Origin of the sequence: Bradyrhizobium australiense (assembly GCF_013114825.1) — a bacterium.
Classification (GTDB): Bacteria; Pseudomonadota; Alphaproteobacteria; order Rhizobiales; family Xanthobacteraceae; genus Bradyrhizobium; species Bradyrhizobium australiense.
The window spans coordinates 72,672-90,633 of record NZ_JAAVLX010000001.1 but is presented as its reverse complement, the minus strand read 5'-3'; the positions used below and the strand labels follow the sequence as shown (position 1 = coordinate 90,633).

Here is a 17,962-nt window from a genome sequence, read left to right as displayed (position 1 = left end):
GCGACGGCGCAGGCAGCGCGCAAGGGCTGGTGACGGTCGTCACTCGGAAGTGTTCCGGCGAAGCAAAACTGGATCTGCCGGTGGCGACCACCACACCCCTTTGCGGACCTCATCACGCAACCTTCAGATTACGCATGGGTTGGCTTCTGATATAGCTCGATTTTACGGCTTCCGATTTGCCAAAGCGAATTCGACCTTGGCCAGTCCTGCGGAGGCGGAAGACCATGACGGGAGGTCATCGCCGTATTCTGGTCGTCGAGGACGACCCGGAAACCGCCGGCCAACTCGTGGAACAGCTCACGACCAGTGGTTACCAGGTCGATTTGGCAGCCAGCGGCAACGAAGCGCTGGGCCGCTGCGCGGCTTGCGGCTATGCCGTGATCACGATTGATCGCATGCTTCCAGACATCGACGGCATCGCGGTCATGCGTCAATTGCGTGACGACGGCATCGCCGCCCCCTTCCTGATCATTAGCGCGCTCGGAGAAGTCGACGACAAGGTGCGCGGCTTGCGGGCCGGCGGCGACGACTATCTGGTCAAGCCGTTTTCTTTCGTCGAACTGCTGGCGCGCCTCGAGGCGCTTGGCCGGCGCAGCGAAACCATCGTCAAGGAAACCATCCTGCGAGTCGGCGATCTCGCGCTCGACCTGATGTCGCGAAGCGCCAGCCGACGCGGCAAGGACATTTCGCTTCTTCCCAGGGAATTCCAACTTCTGGAGTATCTGGTGCGCAACGAAGGCCGCGTCGTATCGCGGGCAATGTTGCTGCAGCACGTTTGGGATCTTCATTTCGATCCCTCAACAAATATTATCGACGTGTATGTTGGACGCGTGCGTCGCAAAGTCGACGGCCAGCAGGCCTATCCGTTGATACATACTGTTCGCGGCGTCGGGTATTGTCTCCGTGCTCCTGGCTAAGACCCTCACGTCATCGACTTTCAAGCAGGCGCTGATCGGCATCGGGACCTTCGGCCTGATCGCCTCGGCTATTTTCAGTTACGTCTATCTTTCCACCGCTTCCTATGTGCGCAGCCGATCGGACCGCGCCATCATGGCCGAGTATTCGAGCCTTCGGAGCGCTTACGAGCGATCGGGGCGCGATGGTCTGATCGACCTGATTAAACAACGCACGGCCGACAAGGACTTCGCGGACAACGTGTACATCCTCGTCGATCCCAAATTGGCCGCGCTGGCAGGCAACCTCAAGGTATGGCCATCGGCGGGCGCGGCGGCCAGCGGATGGACCGAGTTTCGCGCGCCGGAGCCGTTGCCCAGCACGGCAAAACGGCCGCTGCTGCGGGGAAGGGTCGAAACGCTTCCAGGCGGCGATCGCCTGCTGATGGCAAAGGATATAAGCGATCTCGACAGTTTTAGCGATCAAATCAAGGCAGCCGTGATCTCGAGCATTGCGTTGATGTTCTTGGTCGCGGGCGTCGCCAGCATCTTGGTGACGCGCCGCACAGTGGGGCGGATTGAAGCCATCAACGCCACCAGTCAAGCCATCATGCTCAGTGGTCTGGACAAGCGTATCCCGCTCCGCGGCACCCATGACGAATGGGATCGCGTTGCTGAGAACCTCAACCTGATGCTGGACCGCATCGAAACATTGATGGGGGAGATCAAGCAAGTGAGCGACAACGTTGCGCATGACCTGCGGACACCGCTGACGCGAATGCGCGGACGCCTGGAGAAGGCCTACCACGGTCAGCGCATTGGCGAGGATGATCAATCGCTGATCGGCGACACGATCGCCGACCTTGATGCTGTCTTGCGTATATTCTCGTCAATCACACGGATTGCACAAATTCAGACACAGGCACGAAGGGGCGCCTTTCGCACCGTGAATCTGGCCGAAATCGCCGGTGAGGTTGTCGAGTTGTACGATGCAGCGGCCGAACAGGACGGCACCCGTCTCTTCGTTATCGGCGACCGTGAGGTGCTGGTGATCGGCGATCGTGATCTGATCTTTGATGCCATCGCCAATCTTGTCGACAATGCGATCAAGCATGGTCGCGCCGGCGGGAAAGTCATCGTGGCGAACGAAAACATTGATGGCAATTCGGTCATTTCGATCTCTGACGACGGGCCCGGAATTCCCGCTGATCAGCATCAGCATGTTTTCAAGCGCTTTTACAGATTGGAACACGGTCGCTACACACCCGGCAACGGGCTGGGGCTAAGCCTGGTGGCTGCCGTCGCCAACCTTCACGGCGCGCGGATCGAAATGCTTGATAACTCGCCGGGTCTGCAGTTCAAACTCTGGTTTTCAACGCCGACCGGCTAGCTACGTCTGCGCGGGCCTACCTCACGCGCTGCTCCATGCTCATACCGGCGATCTCACGCCGGTCGAAAGCCTGCGTGCGCCAGCGCCGCGCGGCCCACCTTTGACGCCAGCGCGTCGAGAAAGGCCTGCACGGCCGGCCTCTGCTTGCGCGCCTTCACCAGCGCGAAGTCATAATGCTCCTCGGCAAAGGGAATGAAACCCAGGTTTGACGCATGCGCGACCGGCGCAATGGTCATGCCCCAATCGGCGCGCTGCTGCGCGACCGCCGCGGCCACCGCATTGTGCGAGCGCGGCTGATTCCAGTAGCCGTCCGGGCGCGCGCCGCCGAGCAGCCGGTCGATCAGGATGCGCGTGCCAGCCCCCTGGTTGCGATTGACCATGATGCAGGCCGGATCGGCCAGCGCGGCGCGGACTGCGCCCTCTGCGTTAAGACCTTCGAAACGCTGGTCGCCTTTGCGGAATACGATTCCCTGCATGCGCCGCCAGCCCGGCACCAGTTCGAGCCCTTCAGTGAGATAGGGCGTGTTGTAGGTCCCGGTTTTCTCGTCGAACAAATGGATCGGGGCAAAGTCGCATTCGCCGCGCTTGGCGGCCGAGAGCCCGCCGAGGCTGCCGACGGCGATCGAGCGCACGGTGAGCCCGGCATGCGACAGCGGCGCCGTGACCAGGTCGAGCCCGGTGCAGTGGCTGCCGACGATGACGAGATCAGGCACCCGCACATGCGGCGTGAACAGCGTCACCTCGGCCTCGCTGCCGGCCGGCATCTGATCGGCCAGCACATCGATGCGCAGAAAGCCGTCGGCCTGGGCAAAAGAGGTGATGGCGCCGGAGCCCTTGCCTGTGGGATACGCAATCAGCCCATCCGCGCCTTCAACCAGCGATACCATCACGAATTCGGTGCGGCCGAGTTCGGAGGCGATCCGCACGGGCACGCGTGCATTGACCTTGGCGTCCGAACGCGGCGGCAGGCCGGCCATGCGCCGCAGCACCGGCACGATCATGTCGTGAAAGGTGAACATCGCCGAGGTCGGAAATCCCGGCAGGATGATCACGGGCTTGCGGTCGCATACTGCAAGGCACAGCGGCTTGCCGGGCTTGAGCGCCACGCCATGGGCGATAATGCCGGGTTTGCCGAGCCGGCTGATGATGCGATGGGAGACATCGCCCGCGCCCTTTGAAGTGCCGCCTGACAGCACCAGCATGTCGCTGGTCGCGAGCGCCTCGCGCATCGCGGATTCGAGTTGCGCCTCATCATCGGCGACGGCGCCGAGAAACTTTGCCTCGCCGCCATTCTCTGTAATCGCCGCCGTGACGATCGCGCCGTTGGTATCGTAGATCGCAGCCGGCCGCAGGGCATGGCCAGGCTGCACCAGTTCATCGCCGGTGGACATGATCGCAACGCGCGGCCGCCGCGCGACGGCAACATCCGCGATGCCGCAGGCCGCCAGTATGCCGATCTCGCGCGATCCGATGATGGTGCCGGCGCGCAGCAGCGCTTCCCCGCGAGCGATATCGGAACCGGCATAGGACACGAATTGACCGGGCGAAGCCGCGCGGCGGATGTCGATTGCGCGATGCCCCGCCGGCTGCGTGTGCTCGACCATGACGACGGCGTCTGCCCCGCGCGGCACCGGACCGCCGGTCGCGATCGGCGTGGCCGTTCCCGACAAGACCGGCCGCGTCGGCGCGGTGCCGCAGGCGATCACCTCGTCGTTCAGCATCACGCGCGCCGGCGAAGCCTCGCCGGCAGATGCGAGATCGGCGGAACGCACGGCAAAGCCATCGACGTTGGAGCGATCGAATGGCGGCACATCGATCGGCGCTGTTACGTCCTCAGCGAGCGCGCAGCCGAGCGCGTCGGCAAGCGGCCGTTGCTCGCCCGGCACGGCGCGCGGAAACAAGGCGGCTTCGAAACGGGCCAGCGCATCCTCGCGCGACAGGATCGTCAGGAACTGGTCCTGCTCGCTATTGTCGCGATCTCTGGGCGATGGCGTGTTGGTCATTCCCGCACTCATATCAATCCCGCAACATATAGGCATCGACCGACGCGCCCGCCGCAAATCCTTCCGAGCCGCCGGGCACCAGGAGCCAGGCTTCGGCACGGGCAATTGCCTCTAGCGACAATTCACCCGCAGCGAGCGTGATCCACCTATCCTGCTTCCGCTCCAACAACACGGTCTCGGCGACGCCGACCTGAGATGCAATCTTGCGCGCCAGCGGCAAATTGACAGTTTCTCGGCAGTTCCGGCCCGATAGCCGATCGAGTACGGGAAGCGCCAGCGTCCACCATGCCGCAACCGCCTGATCCGGCGCGCCCGGCAGAACGACGACGGGCATCTTGCCGATGCGCCCGACGGCCGCGGTGCGGCCGGGCTGCAGGGCAATGCCGTGGGCGAGAATTTTGCCACGCGCGGCCAACGCCGTCGCCGCGGCGTCGGTGCGCCCGACGCCGGAGCCGCCGACGATCACAAGCAGATCGCATGCGCTGTGGTCCAATGCCGCTGCAATCGATCCGGCATCGCGTCCCGCAGCGGTGAAGGAGATGACTTCGGCGCCAGCGGCGCGTGCGCTCTCGGCGATCAGCTCCGCCGTCACGCTGGCCCCGGGGACATTGACGACGCCGAGCCGCGGGCGGCGGACCTTCAAATGCTCCATTCCGGCAGCACGCGCGATTAGGAGATTGCGCGGCAACACGCACCGCCCGGCCTCGGCGACCAGACTGCCCGCCGCGATATCGCTCCCGGCTCGGCGCACGCCCTGCCCCGGGATCGCCTCCGCCAACACCTGCGGCAGCGGACCGGACAGGTCGAGAGAATCGGAATCCAGCACGCAGTCGCAACCGTCCGGCATGGGCTCGCCGGCCTCGACCCAGACCGGCGGCGCCGACAACGGAAACGGCGAATACGACGACGCGCCGACGAGATCGCGTGCGCAAAATACGTAGCCGTCCGCTGCGGCGATATCGCGCGGCGGATACGCCTTAAGCGGCTGCATCTCGGCGGCAATGCAAGATAGCGCCTCGACAAGCGTAAGCTCTACCGGCGCGACCGGTTCCACGCCCTGCAGCAGGGCGTCGAGTGCCAAATCAAGCGGCGTAAGTGAGGTTGGCAGGCGCTGCGGCGAAGTCATGGCTCGCCTATGCCCTGAATCGGGCCGGAAATAAACAGAACAACCGCTCGCAGGCGAGCCCTTCGGCCACATTGACGCCGGGACAAAATAGTTGCAAATGAGACCAATCGGCGGATCAACCGCCTGCAAACCAACGGCCAACGCGCCGATTCCAGGGGAGAAAACAGGGATGTTCGCGAGGAAACTATCCAGGCTAGCCGTGCTCATGGCCGCGACGCTGGCGTCGACTGCGGCACTCGCGCAAATTTCCGACGATGTGGTCAAGATCGGTGTCCTCACCGACATGAACGGCCCGGCGGCGACGCCGACCGGCCAGGGTTCAGTTACCGCGGCGCAAATGGCGATCGACGATTTCGGCGGAAAGGTGCTGGGCAAGCCGATCAGCATCATCGTCGGCGACCACCAGCTCAAGCCGGATATCGGCGGCGGTATCGCGCGGCGCTGGTACGATGTCGATCAGGTCGACCTGATCGTCGACGTGCCGGTATCTGCAGTGGGGCTGGCGGTGCAAGGCATCGCCAATGAGAAGAAGAAGCTGTTTATCACGCATTCGACCCTCACTGCGGACTTCCACGGCAAATCCTGTTCGCCGTACGCGATACAATGGGTGATCGACACCCGTTCGCTCGCGGTCGGCACCGCGCAAGCGGTGGTGAAGCGCGGCGGCGATAGCTGGTTCTTCATCACCGACGACTATGCGTTCGGTCATTCGCTGGAGCGGGACGCTTCGAGCGTCGTAACCGCCAATGGCGGTAAGGTGCTGGGCTCGGTGCGGCCACCGCTCGCCACGCCGGACCTGTCGTCCTTCGTGTTGCAGGCCCAGGCTTCGAAAGCCAAGATCATTGGCATCGCAGCCGGTCCGCCGAACAACATGAACGAGATCAAGACCGGCGCCGAGTTCGGCGTGTTCAAGGGCGGCCAGCAGATGGCGGCGCTGCTCGCGCTGATCACCGACATCCATTCGCTTGGGTTACCAGCCGCGCAAGGCCTGTTGCTGACGACGTCGTTCTACTGGGACATGGACGACAAGACCCGCGAATGGTCGAAGCGCTATTTCGCCAAGATGAACCGGATGCCGACAATGTGGCAAGCCGGCGTGTACTCCTCGGTGATGAGCTATCTCAACGCCATCAAGGAAGCCGGCACCGACGAGCCGCTGAAAGTGGCGGCGAAGATGCGCGAGAAGCCGGTCGAGGATTTCTTCTCCCGCAACGGCAAACTGCGCGAGGATAATCTGATGGTGCATGACCTGTGGCTGGTGCAGGTCAAGAAGCCCGAGGAATCGAAATATCCGTGGGACTATTATCAGATCCTCACCAAGATCCCCGGCGATGAAGCCTTCGGCCCGCCCGACCCGGCGTGCGCGATGGCGAAGAAGTAATCACCGCGACGACGCATCCCGGACGCGGTGCAGCGCCCTTGCGGTGCACCGCAGAGCCGGGACCCACGCCGGCCAATTTGCGGGAAAATGGGCCCCGGCTCAGCAGCGCATCACTTCGTGCTGCGCTGCATGCGGGGAACGGAAAGCGGCGCTATTTCACCACCCCCACCTCCCTAAAATACTTCATTACGCCGGGATGAATGAGTCCCGCATTCGGCGCGGCGGCAACCGTGTTCGCAGCCGTCGTCTCGCAAGCCTGAGCAAGCTTTTTGCACAGCGCGGCCTCGTGCCCATGCAGCGTGCGCGCCAACCGGTAGGCGACGTCGTCGGACAGGCTTTCGCGCGCCAGCACAAAACTCCATGAGCCGATGGAATCGATCGCCGCCGGCTGGTTCGGATAGCCGTTGGCAGGCACCGTCAGCGGTTTAAGAAACGTGTGCTTGGCGCGAACGCGTGCGATCTCGCCGGCGTCGGGCGCGATAAATCGCGCGCCGCCCGGCGCCTGTGCCACCGCGGCAAACCCCGGCCAGCCAATGCCCGCCCCCCACAGCGCCGCGGCGCGGCCGTCCTGCACCATGACGGGGCCGTCGCCGGCGCGGTCGAGATAGATCGATTTGAAGTCTTCGTCCTGCTTCAGCCCGATGCCGTCGAGGATGTAGCGCGACAGGATCGGCAGGCCCGAGCCCTTCGCGCCGAAGGCGACCGACTGGCCGACCAGATCCCTGATCGTCTTGTAGGGGCTGTCGGCCCGCACCACGAACATGCCGGGGCTGGAATACATGGCGGTCAGGATTTTCAGCTTTGTCGCCGGCCGGCTGATCCCCATGAAGGCTTCGTAGGCGGGCTCCCCCGCCACCAGCGCGATATCGAGCTGGCCGGATTCCAGGAGTGGGATGTTTTCGTTCGAGCCTTTGGTGTTGCGCGGCTCGATCGACAGCGCCGGATCGGCGGCATTCATCACTTCCGCAAATGCATTGCCATAAACCGGAAAGCCGCCGCCCGGCGTCGCGGTTCCAAGGCTGATATTGATCTTGGTAATGGCCTTGCCTCCATCCTGCGCCGCGGCGGCGCCGGCCAACAGGAGCAGGCCGGCCCAGGCGATCCCAGCGAGTTTCATTGTTGGCCTCAAACGTTCGGTGACGATGATGCACGGAAGGTTTTAGGCAGGCGCGAGAGCTTGTGAAAGCGTGTTTTCGGCCCAGAAGGTCGGCATTGCCGTATCGCTGTCATGCCTGTAAACGATGGCGGCACCGTTGCCGGCCGCCCTTCCCGCGGCCGCTCCGCGGCGGGGCCTGTAGCTCAATGGTTAGAGCCGGCCGCTCATAACGGTCTGGTTGCAGGTTCGAGTCCTGCCGGGCCCACCAGTCGAATCAATGTGTGTGTGTCGCGCCAAATTAAGAGCGAGTCGATTCCAACAAATCGAGAATCGATTTCCAAAAAAGCTCACCCGGATCGCCTGGGCGGCCCTCAACAAGGAGGCCTTCGCGAGCGTCAGGACGGAGGAGACGATGTCCCGACCTGCTTGATACATTGATGCAAGACCGGATCTGCCGGATCGTCGAAATCTTTTTGCACCGCAGGCCGGACCATACAATTGGTTCAAACTCGGACCTCGGGCCCTGTCTGACACAAGTCCGTTCATCCGTTGACAGGCTGACATGCAGGAACTGCGGCAGCGGGTCCGTTTGGGGCCAAACTCAGAAGTCGTCGTGTGCAAGGCCGGCGCTTGTTACTCTTCTCCGAGGAACCACCGCGCAACTCTTTCGTTGTCCCATATCCCAGCAGCAAAGGAACACGATGATGGATCGCGAACACGTCAAGGGCGCTGCCGACAAGGCAAAAGGCGCCATCAAAGAAGGTGCGGGTAAGCTCAGTGGTGATAAGGACATGGAAACCGAAGGCAAGATCGATAAGGGCAAAGGATCCGCCCACAACGCCGCCGGCGATGTGAAGGATGCAGCGCGTCACGCCGCTGACGCCCTCAAAAAATAAGCAAGAAGGATGACCAAGAACTAACCGCCTCTGGGCGGCTTTTTCTTTGCCACTAAGCGTTCTGGCTGAGCCACGGCGCGAAATTACCCCCCGCTAGTCGAGCGGTGTCGGCGAAGTCTCCTAAGAAGGGGCTTCCGTGGGACGTGCCCGCTATGTCCGTTGGATGAACGGAACGATGCCTGCCGCGGATGATCGCCACCCATACCTGATTGACAGCAATTATTGGCCTTGCTGGAAGCGCTTGCAGCCTGATGTCCGGGTCGTGGTGCGCCTGCGCGGAAGCACTACCATACAGGAGTGCAGCAACGTAGGCCAACGCTTGGAGCTACATCGCGAGCAAATCGAGGCGTTGCGGCCGGTGGGTGATGCGTTCGGGCAATTGGACCCGAGCAGCAGTAGGCATTGAACTTGGTCTGTGACTAGTTCGCCCGAAGATGGCGACCTTGATTGTAAACAAGCTCCCAAAGTTCGCTCGCGTTCCAAAGCTCACTCTTCCGTTCAGTGAGCTTTTTGGCCACTGTAATCGCGAAATCGTCGCCATCTGGAGGCTCTCTCGCAATAATCCGATAGCGATCCAATGATGGGCTCGTCGGCATCGCCGTCTTAAGCCGCCGACAAATACCTGCAGCCACGGCGGCTGCATCGGCTGAGGGTATGCCCTTTTCGTCGCGCAAGATTTGCGTAATTATTCGTTCTGCTTTGCCTGCATCGATTCGAAGCTCTGTCATTTTGGCTCCTTATTTTTTCTCAAAAGTCCCCTGCTGGGCATGACGCGATCAGCAGACTGCGCTCACGGCGCGGGTTTCACGATGCAATTCGTGAATCCATTTTTCAAAATAGATTTTTGTCTGGGCTGCCATTTGATTGAAGCGGAGACTTCGGTGCGTCACCCGTTTTGGCAGCTCGCAGACATGCTAAATCGCTTGGCCGCGGCAACAACGCTACGCCGTTGCCGGCCCAACGCCTAATGAATAACGTCGCCTGTCGAGGCTGCATGAAAACTCCACCGGTGTTATGCCACCCTATCAGAGAAACGATTGCAAAAAATTGGTGCCTTTGCGGACGTGTAATTTTGGATCGCTATACTTCCTTACTCGCGCTGTTAATGAGGAACGTGACGGTCAGCGTCGGAGGTCATTCAGATCGGATGTCCGTTGCGGGTGAAAAAGCGACATTCCCTCCGCTGTGCCCTTAGTCCGCTCTGCCTCCGCAAGCTGACGGATGGTGGTCTCTACTTCGGCTCCGGGCCAACAGCAGATATTCGCGGGTCGGGCCGAAAGGGGAGAATAAGCGCCTGCTAGACGCTCTCCTTTCACGCGATCGCGCGATCAGGCCTTCGAGGGTTGAGGACGTCATTTTCCGCTGTCGCACCCAGCTAAGAAATGCGTCGATATCATCGGCTGGCTGCGGCCTCAACTTTCAGCATTCGCAGAGGTCACTTTCCACACCTAGAGCTTCAGTCGGCGGTTCGTAGTCAATACCAACGCGCAAATTAGACTGCGAAAGCCATCGGCCCATCCGAGTAAACGGGCGGCCTCGGTAGGGTCAGTCAGATCGCATAGGGCCCAACCCTCCGGCAAATCTGCCATTGTTTTGCAGATGCGCGGCGTCCGAGACTTACGCAAGTCGGCGGCGGACTTCTTGAAGGACTAGGTTGCTGCCCCTGCGCCTTCCGACATCACTCTCAACCCGGTGGCGGCTTTTTCGCGAAGATGCTTCTTAGCGGAGGCCCGCAGAGGTCTACACGCGCGGAATTGCCAGTTTCGCCCGAAATATCTCCAAAGGAGATATGCCAGACGGTGTTCGGATAACTGCCGCTGCACACCAAGTGGGTCGTATCTGATGCGTAGTCGGCGCAGCGTTTTAGACACTGCTTAGCCAGCGCAGCTTGACGATCGGGGCAGCTCAGGCCAGTTCGTTTGTCTTCGGCCCTGCCGGCATCGTCCTCGAAAAAGCAATCCCGCAACTGCGCACTTCGGGTCAACGCGTTAACGCATTGATTGGCGGCCTCGTCGACCTGTGCTTGGGTTGGATTCATCAATGGGCAATGCGGGGGGATCTGACGTGGGGCCACGTAAGTATGCGCTGTGCGCAGCGGGCGGGCGAGCACCGCGCTTTTTCGGTGCTCGCGCGTGCGGCCAGAGGACCCGGCGGAAGATTTTTGAGAATCCGCGGCGCAGGCGATGGGAATGCATCTGGTCCACAGCGGACCCGTGGTCACGCACCGATTGGCCTCCGGCGCGCAGCCGGCGGGGCAACAGGTTTGCGCAAACGCGAGCGATGATATCAGCGCATATGCCAAAACTAGGATTGCCAGCTTGAGATATCGCATTGCCATCCTGCCACTCCGCTCCGCTCGCGCCGCGCGCCTTCCGGAACGACTTGAGCTGCGCGAGTGTGCCTTCTTCGTCGCGGCCCATCAAACGGCTATAGCCGGCAACATCCGCCGCCAACACAGCCGCTAAGCGCCGCTTCACGCGCTCACTGCTCACGACGCACCTCCCGGCTCGGGAGATTGAGCGCCATTATAGCAGTTCAGTGAAACCTTGTCCCGCTGATGCGAATGTCCGCCTTGGGTTCAACACCGGACATTGCCGCCGTGAACGCGCCGCCGGCCGTAACGTCGCTGTCTTTCACGGGTTGGGTCAAACTCGCACGGCGGTATTGGGGTCGGAAGGTCAACCAATGACCGGGCAGATGAGGTGCCATCGAGAAAAGATCGGGATATAATGCTGGTTGCTTAAGGCCACACCGAAAGAATAGGTGGCCGCAATGCAGTCGATTGCGCACTGGCTCCATGCACTCGGTTTCGAGCAATACGCGCAGCGTTTTGCCGAAAATGAAAATGATCTCTCGGTACTTCCCCATCTGACTGACCAAGACCTCAAGGACATTGGTATTCCGCTCGGGCACCGGGCGGAAAATCCTTGCAGCCATCAGCGAGCCCACTTCCGCGGCGCAGGCCGCATTCGAACCCTCTGCTGCTTCAATGCCGTCGAAAACCTCGGACGGCGCGGAACGCCGCCAGCTTACGGTCATGTTCGTCGACCTCGTCGGCTCCACGGCCTTGTCCGGGCGGCTTGACCCTGAGGAGCCGCGCGACATCATTGGCGCCTACTCTTTGCTGCACCGAAAGTGCTGTATTCTTCCACGAACTGCCAATGGGACGTGCCGGAGTTCTGTAGTTAAGCGCAGCACCCGTGCCTCGGCGGTCAAGCGCTACTCATTCATTGATATTGGATTGAGTGAGCGAATTCGCACCTCGCTCTTTTGGAGCCCTCCAGCCAAGCCTAAGGCTTGAGGGAGGGATCGATGATTGAGCCTGGGCAATACCAATGTCAGGATTAGTACAGACAGCGGACATGACGCATAACGATGAGCCGGTCCGCTATGAGGCCCAGAAGCGGACGGCTCCGTCGATCACTTCCTCGGCGCACGCGAGCAGCGCAGTGGAAATTTGCGCGCATTGCCATTGGCTTTGAGTTGATGATCAACTCGATCTTAATTAGCCGCTCGAACGGCAGATCAACGGCCTTCCCGCCCTTTAGAATTTTGCCATCTAGGATGTCATGGACGAACACGCATTCATGAACCTAACAGGGGGATTTCCGCGTTGCTGCACAGGGCGACAAACAAGGGAACCAAAGGAGGGAACAATGTACATTCGTAACGCGATCTTGGGTGCGGCAAGTGCATTAGCTCTTGCCTCGCCGGCAGCGGCCGCCGATCTGCCGGTGGCTCCCTATAGCAACGTTCCAAGCTATGAGCGGGAAACTCACATCTACGAGTACAGAACGGCGCCGCCTGTCGTTGTCGCGGAGCCGGCTCCGATCGCTACCGAGACGGTCGTCGTTCGCCGGCCAGTCATTGTAGCGCCGCCGCGAGTGGTGGTTGATGAATATCCTGTCTATGCGGCACCGCGCGTGTATGCGGCACCTCCTGTGTATGCGTACGCCGGACCGGTTTGGCGTCACGGATGGGGCCACCGACGTCACTTTCACGGCGGTTGGTAAAGTTCTTGGATAGGTAGAGTAGAGGCGTCGAGCGCTTCGGAACGGCGGGAGTTACAGCTCGGTGCCAGCGGTCTCGGTGCAAAAAGCGCCGTTCGCAACTCGGCGAGCCGCTTCCGGCCTATCTCGAGAACCGGACGGTCTCATAGCCCTGCTCCCAAGCAAGCGGACTCGGATCGCAGGGCCATGCCTGGCGCTACCTTTCCGTCAAATGAGACCCCGCGCCGCACTGGCAAGTGAAACCATCCGAACTCTCGGGGGTTTGAATGTGCCAGGAGAATTGGCAGTGAAGCGAATCTTGAAACCGGCCACTTATGTCCTGGCCACCCTGTATTTCCTGGTGGACGCGGCTTTCATGGCCATCGCCAAGCCGATCTCGGACTGGCTTGCCAAGCATGTCGTGCTGAGGCGATTGCGCGCCTGGATCAGGTCGTTGCGGCCCTACCCGTCGCTGGCGCTGTTTTCGGTACCGGTGATCATGCTGGAGCCGGTCAAACCGGTGGCGGCCTATCTGGCTGCTACCGGTCAGATGGTGAGCAGCGTTGTGACGTTGATCGTCGGCGAGCTTCTAAAGCTCGTGCTGGTCGAGCGCCTGTTCAGGCTTACCCGGGACAAGCTGATGAAAATTCCAGCCTTTCTCTGGGCGTACACAAAATTCAGCCAAGCAAAGGCATGGCTGGAAGCCACCGAGGCTTGGCAAGCTATTCGCGCAATAAGCAAAGCCGCCCGCCAGTATGTAACCGAGATGAAAAAATCCGCTGCGGTGGCGTTTCGGCAGTCTTGACGACTGCGGTTGGCGCCAGGCCGAGGGGCTCCATCGGCGGCATGAAAAATGCCTGGCTGGCTATGGTCTCGAAGACCCCTGCCGAACAGCCATGACATCGGATGAACGTCCGATACTGGAAAAGGTCGATGCCCGGAATGGGCGTCATATCGGTGCCGATAGGCCGACTTCCGATATGGGTCAAAACCAAGCTCTTGTTGACCTACCTTGGTCCACATCCGCTGGGCACCGGAAAGCGGAAGCTGGTGAACCCTGCCGCAACGTCGGCTACGGGCCCAGAACCGGTCATTCCCGAACCGCTCTGGTCGAGAGCCGGCCATTCCAGGGGCGCCGAGCGGAGCGCAGGCGAACCCGCAAATCCATCTCTGGTCCGGGCGCAGGCCGCTCGCCACAGAACCCGTTTGTGCGCGAGCGGAACGGACACCGAAGCTTCATCGATCGGCCCCTCGAGGTCGGAGAACAATCGATGATAGCGGCGCCCGACGGCGTGCGAGCCGCCGACACGTCGCCGCGACCGATCTCAGCGGTGCTTCACCATCGGGCAAGCGCTCTCGCTCAGCGGCCGCGCCGCTTTCTCAGCCGGCACCGTGGCAAGAAGCCTGAGATAATCGAACGGATATCTCGATTCAGAGGGCTTCTTCACCTGCAGCAGATAATAAGGCCGCATCACACGCCCATCCTCGCGCACGGTGCCCTTGGTGTAGAAGTCGTCAATCGGCAGTTCCTTCATCTTGGCGACGACCTTGGTCGCATTGGTCGTGCCAGCTGCCGCCATCGCCTTGAGGTAATGCAATGTCGCCCCGTAGGTCCCGGCATGGATCATGCTTGGCGGCTTCCCGCCGTTGCGGGCGAGGAGGCGTTTGGTCCAGGCGCGGGTCGCGTCGTCGAGGTCCCAGAAGAAAGTCTCGCTCGCAGTCAGGCCCTGCGCCGCTTCGAGGCCAAGGGCGTGGGTGTCGGGAAACTGCAGCAGGAGCGCAGCCACGCGCTGATCGCTGCTGCGGCCCAAGCCGAATTCCCCGGCCTGTTTGATCGCGTTGATGGTGTCGCCGCCAGCGTTCGAGAGAGCGACGATCTTCGCTTTCGAGGCTTGCGCCTGCAGCAGAAAAGACGAGAAATCGGCGGTATTGAGCGGATGGCGCACGGCCCCCACCACCTTTCCACCGGCGGCCGCGACGAACGCTGAGGTGTCGCGCTCAAGGGCATGCCCGAATGCGTAGTCGGCGGTGATGAAAAACCAGCTATCCCCACCCTGCTTCACCAACGCCTGACCGATCGTCGCCGCAAGCCCGTAGGTGTCGAAGCTCCAGTGCACGCCGTGCGGGGAACAGGCTTTTCCGGAAAGATCCGACGTGGCGGCGCCGGTGTTGATGTCAACGGCGTCGTGCGTGCGCGTCACCTCGCGCACGGCGAGCCCCACGGCCGAATTGGGAATGTCGAGGATGAGGTTGACGCCCTCGGTCTCGATCCACTGCCGCGCGATGTTGGCGCCGATGTCGGGCTTGTTCTGGTGGTCGGCGAAGATGACTTCGATCGGCCGGCCCAGCACCTTGCCGCCGTAATCCTCGACCGCCATGCGCGCGGCGTGGACTGAGCCCATGCCGCTCAGATCCGCGTACAGTCCCGTCTGGTCGTTGAGGACACCGAGCTTAACCGGTTGCTGCGCGACCGCGGAGGCGGTCAGCCCCGCTCCCCACAACAGGAGCGCGAGCGCGGCGATAATGTTGCGACGCATGAAAACCCTCCCCTTGCCGTAGCGACCGCTGAATGCCGGTCGTCTTGGGATGATGGTACAGGGGAAGGGCGTCACTGCAAAGCGGGGCGCCGGCTTTTGCTTCCGCGCCCTGCAACAGCGCGGCATGGCAGCGACAGGGCGCGATATCCGGTGTGGGTCAAACTGAGAAGAACTCAGTGAGAGCAAATGTCTTCCGGATTACCCCTGAAAGCGGACCTTGCTCAATGCCACCGGCACTTCGCATTTGGGCCAAACTCGGAATTCGAGAGGTTCAACCGGAAGATCTGTTTTGCCCGCGTAAGCAGAATCGTCAGATCAGTCGTTCAGGTCCGGTCCGAGAGTCGACATTGAACCGCGCGCTAGAGGAAGTGCCTTGCTTGAGGACGCATCAGGTCACTGGTGACTGCAATAGAGTAAGGGAGGCTGCCATGCGGGCAGCCTCTGTCCATATCTTGGAGCTATCCCCACCCCCGCCGCCTGCCCCCGTCATGGGGACTCATCCCAACGTGGAGATGAGACGGCAAGGCTCACGCCCATCCCGAACTGACGTGTGGGCTTCCGATCGGTCTTGAACAACCGCTGTGCGGCCTCGGCGTTCGTGGCGCAGCGCTCGAGCCAGCGAGCCACGAGAACATCAACCCGCGCGGCAAATCGCAGTTGAACCGCTGCCACCACAAGCCTCGCGTCCAAGCTCTGATCGGATCGTCTCTTGACGTCGTTGCGGGCGTTCATCTTGCCCTCCTGCCAGTTCGGCGGAGGGAGCGGCCCTGCGCCGAGAGTTACACTCTTGCTTTGCGGATCAGCCCCGTCTCGAGCTGAAAATTCGGGCCCCACGTCATCACGGACCTGCACGACCAATCGGCCAGCCGAATAAGTGGCCAGACGCGGGCGGCGGTCTCTGCGATGTGTGTGCGTGCGTTGCGCATTACGGTCCTCAAGAGTGCAGGCAATTTCACCCGCGACGAGTGTCATGATCTAAACACAGAGAAAATTCAGCGCGTCAAATGTTTTATGTCACGAGGTGCGGAATTTGTTGCGGGCTAGTAATTTTCGTACGCCAGCGGAGCCGGCTGGGTTCGAAAATTTCAGGCTATGGTCAGTTGGCGGAAGTGGCGGTTTACTTCGCCATGTCCGGTCGAAGCAGACACTAATCGGAAGGGTCGGCATGTCCGCTTCGGGTCCAGGCTGTGTGAAAACGTTTTTCCGTCCAAAAACTGCATGCAACCGGGGACGATCCGCGTCGACACGACGGTCTGAGCGGATTTTTGGTGTATCGAGTCTGGAGTCAACCCGGGCGCAACCTCGGGCTACGCTGAGCGAACCTGAACGGTCACACGATGCGCATAACGGCACGAGCTCTTCACGCCCGGATTGCTACCAGGAGCGGCTTGATGCCGACGATGTTTATTACGCGCGTGAGGTTGTAGGCGAGTACGTTCAGCGCCATTTCAGTCGCGACATTGGGCAACCGCTTCATTAGAAAGTATGTCGCACCCATCCGCATCTTCAGTGTGGCGAACGGATGCTCGACGGTTTCGCGACGCACACGCATGGCTTGCGGGTTATCGCTGCGCAGCGCGGCTTTCGCCGCCTGCGCCATCCTCGCCAGTTGCGATCGATCGGTGCCGACGTTGGTGACCTCGTGCGCGACAATCAGATGGTTCGTGGTGTCGACCGCACTTTGTACGGTGTAGGCGACCATGCCTGAGCCGCGCCCGCTCGTTGCCGTCGAGCGGCAATCGGGATCGGTCAGCGATATCTGGTTGTCGGGCGAGGCGAGCAATGCCTTTTCAATCGCGGCCAGTCGTTCCACTTCTTCTTCGAGCTTCGCCAGCTTTTCCTTAAGCCGCGTCTTGGTCAGTTGCACCGTTTCCGACGGCTCTTCTCCTGCGGCAGTCTGGCGGTCGCCGGTGTCCAGTTGGCTCATGTAGCGCGCCACGCTCTCTTCGATCTGCTTCTGGCGGCGCTGGATCTTGCCTTGCGTGAAGTTGTTGTCGCGACTGTTCACGGCCTTGACTTGCTGCCGTCGATGGCAAAGCTGGCCTTCATCAGTCGGCCCATCTTGCGGCACAACTCGACGAATTGCGCGCAAACCTTCTTGATCGCTGGGCCATTGTCCTTGCGGAAGTCGGCGATGGTTTTGTGATCCGGCGTGAGCCGTCCGGTCAGCCACATCGCCTCGAGATTGCGGCCAGCCTCGCGCTCCACCCGCCGGCTCGATTGGACCCGGTTGAGATAGCCGAGCATCGGCGAAGGATGGTACGCCGGCCGGCCGGTCGCCGCAGGATCAACGCTATCGAACCCGAGGTCGCGCAGTTCCAACGCATCCACAAAACATCGGCCGCGCGAATAGAATTGCTCTCGTCGACCCAATCATCGAGGCATTCCGGCAACAGCATCGTCTGCTGGCGATCCGCCACTTGAACGAAACCCTGCATCGCTTCCCCCGCCGATTCAGCAAGAGAATCATAGCATCGAAGGAGTTTTCACACAGCCTGGGTCAAAAGCGAACGGCCGCGCTCGACTTGGTCGGCTCTACGCCTCGAAGCAGACGTTGGTGACCCACGCGATCATGTCGTCCCTGGGTAGAGCGGACATGATGTGCGGCGGAACTCACAATCCCGCCGTACGTCATCTGCGAGTTCCCTCTT

At 61.4% G+C, this 17,962-nt stretch carries 13 protein-coding genes, 1 tRNA gene and 1 pseudogene; 7 read left to right on the top strand and 8 right to left on the bottom strand.

The features are described 5' to 3' along the window. Nucleotides 1-224 precede the first annotated feature (224 nt). A complete protein-coding gene (locus HCN58_RS00390; RefSeq protein WP_171577412.1) occupies nucleotides 225-917 on the top strand; it encodes a response regulator transcription factor in 693 nt (230 codons plus the stop codon). Then, complete coding sequence (locus HCN58_RS00385; RefSeq protein WP_311966751.1) at nucleotides 904-2,283, top strand: sensor histidine kinase; 1,380 nt, start codon at nucleotides 904-906, stop codon at nucleotides 2,281-2,283. The genes HCN58_RS00390 and HCN58_RS00385 overlap by 14 nt, the downstream gene beginning before the upstream one ends. Before the next feature lie 53 nt (nucleotides 2,284-2,336). Here HCN58_RS00385 and HCN58_RS00380 read toward each other — a convergent pair whose 3' ends face one another. Both HCN58_RS00380 and HCN58_RS00375 read right to left on the bottom strand, forming a co-directional pair. Then, nucleotides 2,337-4,286 (bottom strand): molybdopterin biosynthesis protein, encoded by a 1,950-nt coding sequence (locus HCN58_RS00380; protein ID WP_171577411.1) that lies wholly within the window; start codon nucleotides 4,284-4,286, stop codon nucleotides 2,337-2,339. Between the two features lie 13 nt (nucleotides 4,287-4,299). Next, nucleotides 4,300-5,412 carry a molybdopterin-binding protein gene (locus tag HCN58_RS00375; protein WP_171577410.1) on the bottom strand — a complete coding sequence of 371 codons (1,113 nt, stop codon included), beginning with the start codon at nucleotides 5,410-5,412 and terminating at the stop codon, nucleotides 4,300-4,302. 169 nt (nucleotides 5,413-5,581) lie between these two features. Between HCN58_RS00375 and HCN58_RS00370 the strand changes: the two genes are divergently transcribed. Then, a complete protein-coding gene (locus HCN58_RS00370; protein ID WP_171577409.1) occupies nucleotides 5,582-6,793 on the top strand; it encodes an ABC transporter substrate-binding protein in 1,212 nt (403 codons plus the stop codon). 151 nt (nucleotides 6,794-6,944) lie between these two features. Here HCN58_RS00370 and HCN58_RS00365 read toward each other — a convergent pair whose 3' ends face one another. Next, on the bottom strand, nucleotides 6,945-7,910 hold the full coding sequence (locus tag HCN58_RS00365; protein ID WP_171577408.1) for a TAXI family TRAP transporter solute-binding subunit: 966 nt from the start codon (nucleotides 7,908-7,910) through the stop codon (nucleotides 6,945-6,947). A 171-nt stretch (nucleotides 7,911-8,081) separates the two neighbouring features. Between HCN58_RS00365 and HCN58_RS00360 the strand changes: the two genes are divergently transcribed. After that, nucleotides 8,082-8,157: transfer RNA gene (locus HCN58_RS00360), tRNA-Ile, on the top strand. 436 nt (nucleotides 8,158-8,593) lie between these two features. Beyond that, entirely contained in the window at nucleotides 8,594-8,785 is a 192-nt protein-coding gene (locus HCN58_RS00355) for a CsbD family protein (protein ID WP_171577407.1), read from the top strand. Nucleotides 8,786-9,204: 419 nt separating this feature from the next. Here HCN58_RS00355 and HCN58_RS00350 read toward each other — a convergent pair whose 3' ends face one another. Together HCN58_RS00350 and HCN58_RS00345 are read right to left on the bottom strand one after the other, a co-directional pair. Further along, complete coding sequence (locus tag HCN58_RS00350) at nucleotides 9,205-9,513, bottom strand: hypothetical protein (protein ID WP_171577406.1); 309 nt, start codon at nucleotides 9,511-9,513, stop codon at nucleotides 9,205-9,207. Between the two features lie 956 nt (nucleotides 9,514-10,469). Then, complete coding sequence (locus tag HCN58_RS00345) at nucleotides 10,470-11,117, bottom strand: hypothetical protein (protein ID WP_171577405.1); 648 nt, start codon at nucleotides 11,115-11,117, stop codon at nucleotides 10,470-10,472. Nucleotides 11,118-11,557: 440 nt separating this feature from the next. Between HCN58_RS00345 and HCN58_RS35250 the strand changes: the two genes are divergently transcribed. Both HCN58_RS35250 and HCN58_RS00335 read left to right on the top strand, forming a co-directional pair. Further along, nucleotides 11,558-11,869, top strand: a complete 312-nt coding sequence (locus HCN58_RS35250; protein ID WP_210265818.1) for an SAM domain-containing protein — start codon at nucleotides 11,558-11,560, stop codon at nucleotides 11,867-11,869. Nucleotides 11,870-13,081: 1,212 nt separating this feature from the next. After that, a complete protein-coding gene (locus tag HCN58_RS00335) occupies nucleotides 13,082-13,579 on the top strand; it encodes a hypothetical protein (RefSeq protein WP_171577966.1) in 498 nt (165 codons plus the stop codon). A 520-nt stretch (nucleotides 13,580-14,099) separates the two neighbouring features. Here HCN58_RS00335 and HCN58_RS00330 read toward each other — a convergent pair. The 3 genes and pseudogenes from HCN58_RS00330 to HCN58_RS00320 form a co-directional block, all read right to left on the bottom strand. After that, on the bottom strand, nucleotides 14,100-15,311 hold the full coding sequence (locus HCN58_RS00330) for an ABC transporter substrate-binding protein (protein WP_171577404.1): 1,212 nt from the start codon (nucleotides 15,309-15,311) through the stop codon (nucleotides 14,100-14,102). Nucleotides 15,312-15,797: 486 nt separating this feature from the next. Then, nucleotides 15,798-16,043, bottom strand: a complete 246-nt coding sequence (locus HCN58_RS00325) for a hypothetical protein (RefSeq protein ID WP_171577403.1) — start codon at nucleotides 16,041-16,043, stop codon at nucleotides 15,798-15,800. Between the two features lie 628 nt (nucleotides 16,044-16,671). Continuing rightward, nucleotides 16,672-17,749, bottom strand: a pseudogene (locus HCN58_RS00320) (transposase). Between the last annotated feature and the right edge of the window lie 213 nt (nucleotides 17,750-17,962).

Bases quoted from the DNA above. Each gene is read 5' to 3' on its own strand.
- HCN58_RS35250 (WP_210265818.1), top strand. From the start codon at position 11,558: ATGCAGTCGATTGCGCACTGGCTCCATGCACTCGGTTTCGAGCAATAC.
- HCN58_RS00330 (WP_171577404.1), bottom strand. From the start codon at position 15,311: ATGCGTCGCAACATTATCGCCGCGCTCGCGCTCCTGTTGTGGGGAGCG.
- HCN58_RS00380 (WP_171577411.1), bottom strand. From the start codon at position 4,286: ATGACCAACACGCCATCGCCCAGAGATCGCGACAATAGCGAGCAGGAC.
- HCN58_RS00390 (WP_171577412.1), top strand. From the start codon at position 225: ATGACGGGAGGTCATCGCCGTATTCTGGTCGTCGAGGACGACCCGGAA.
- HCN58_RS00370 (WP_171577409.1), top strand. From the start codon at position 5,582: ATGTTCGCGAGGAAACTATCCAGGCTAGCCGTGCTCATGGCCGCGACG.
- HCN58_RS00345 (WP_171577405.1), bottom strand. From the start codon at position 11,117: ATGCGATATCTCAAGCTGGCAATCCTAGTTTTGGCATATGCGCTGATA.
- HCN58_RS00375 (WP_171577410.1), bottom strand. From the start codon at position 5,412: ATGACTTCGCCGCAGCGCCTGCCAACCTCACTTACGCCGCTTGATTTG.
- HCN58_RS00325 (WP_171577403.1), bottom strand. From the start codon at position 16,043: ATGAACGCCCGCAACGACGTCAAGAGACGATCCGATCAGAGCTTGGAC.
- HCN58_RS00365 (WP_171577408.1), bottom strand. From the start codon at position 7,910: ATGAAACTCGCTGGGATCGCCTGGGCCGGCCTGCTCCTGTTGGCCGGC.
- HCN58_RS00350 (WP_171577406.1), bottom strand. From the start codon at position 9,513: ATGACAGAGCTTCGAATCGATGCAGGCAAAGCAGAACGAATAATTACG.
- HCN58_RS00355 (WP_171577407.1), top strand. From the start codon at position 8,594: ATGGATCGCGAACACGTCAAGGGCGCTGCCGACAAGGCAAAAGGCGCC.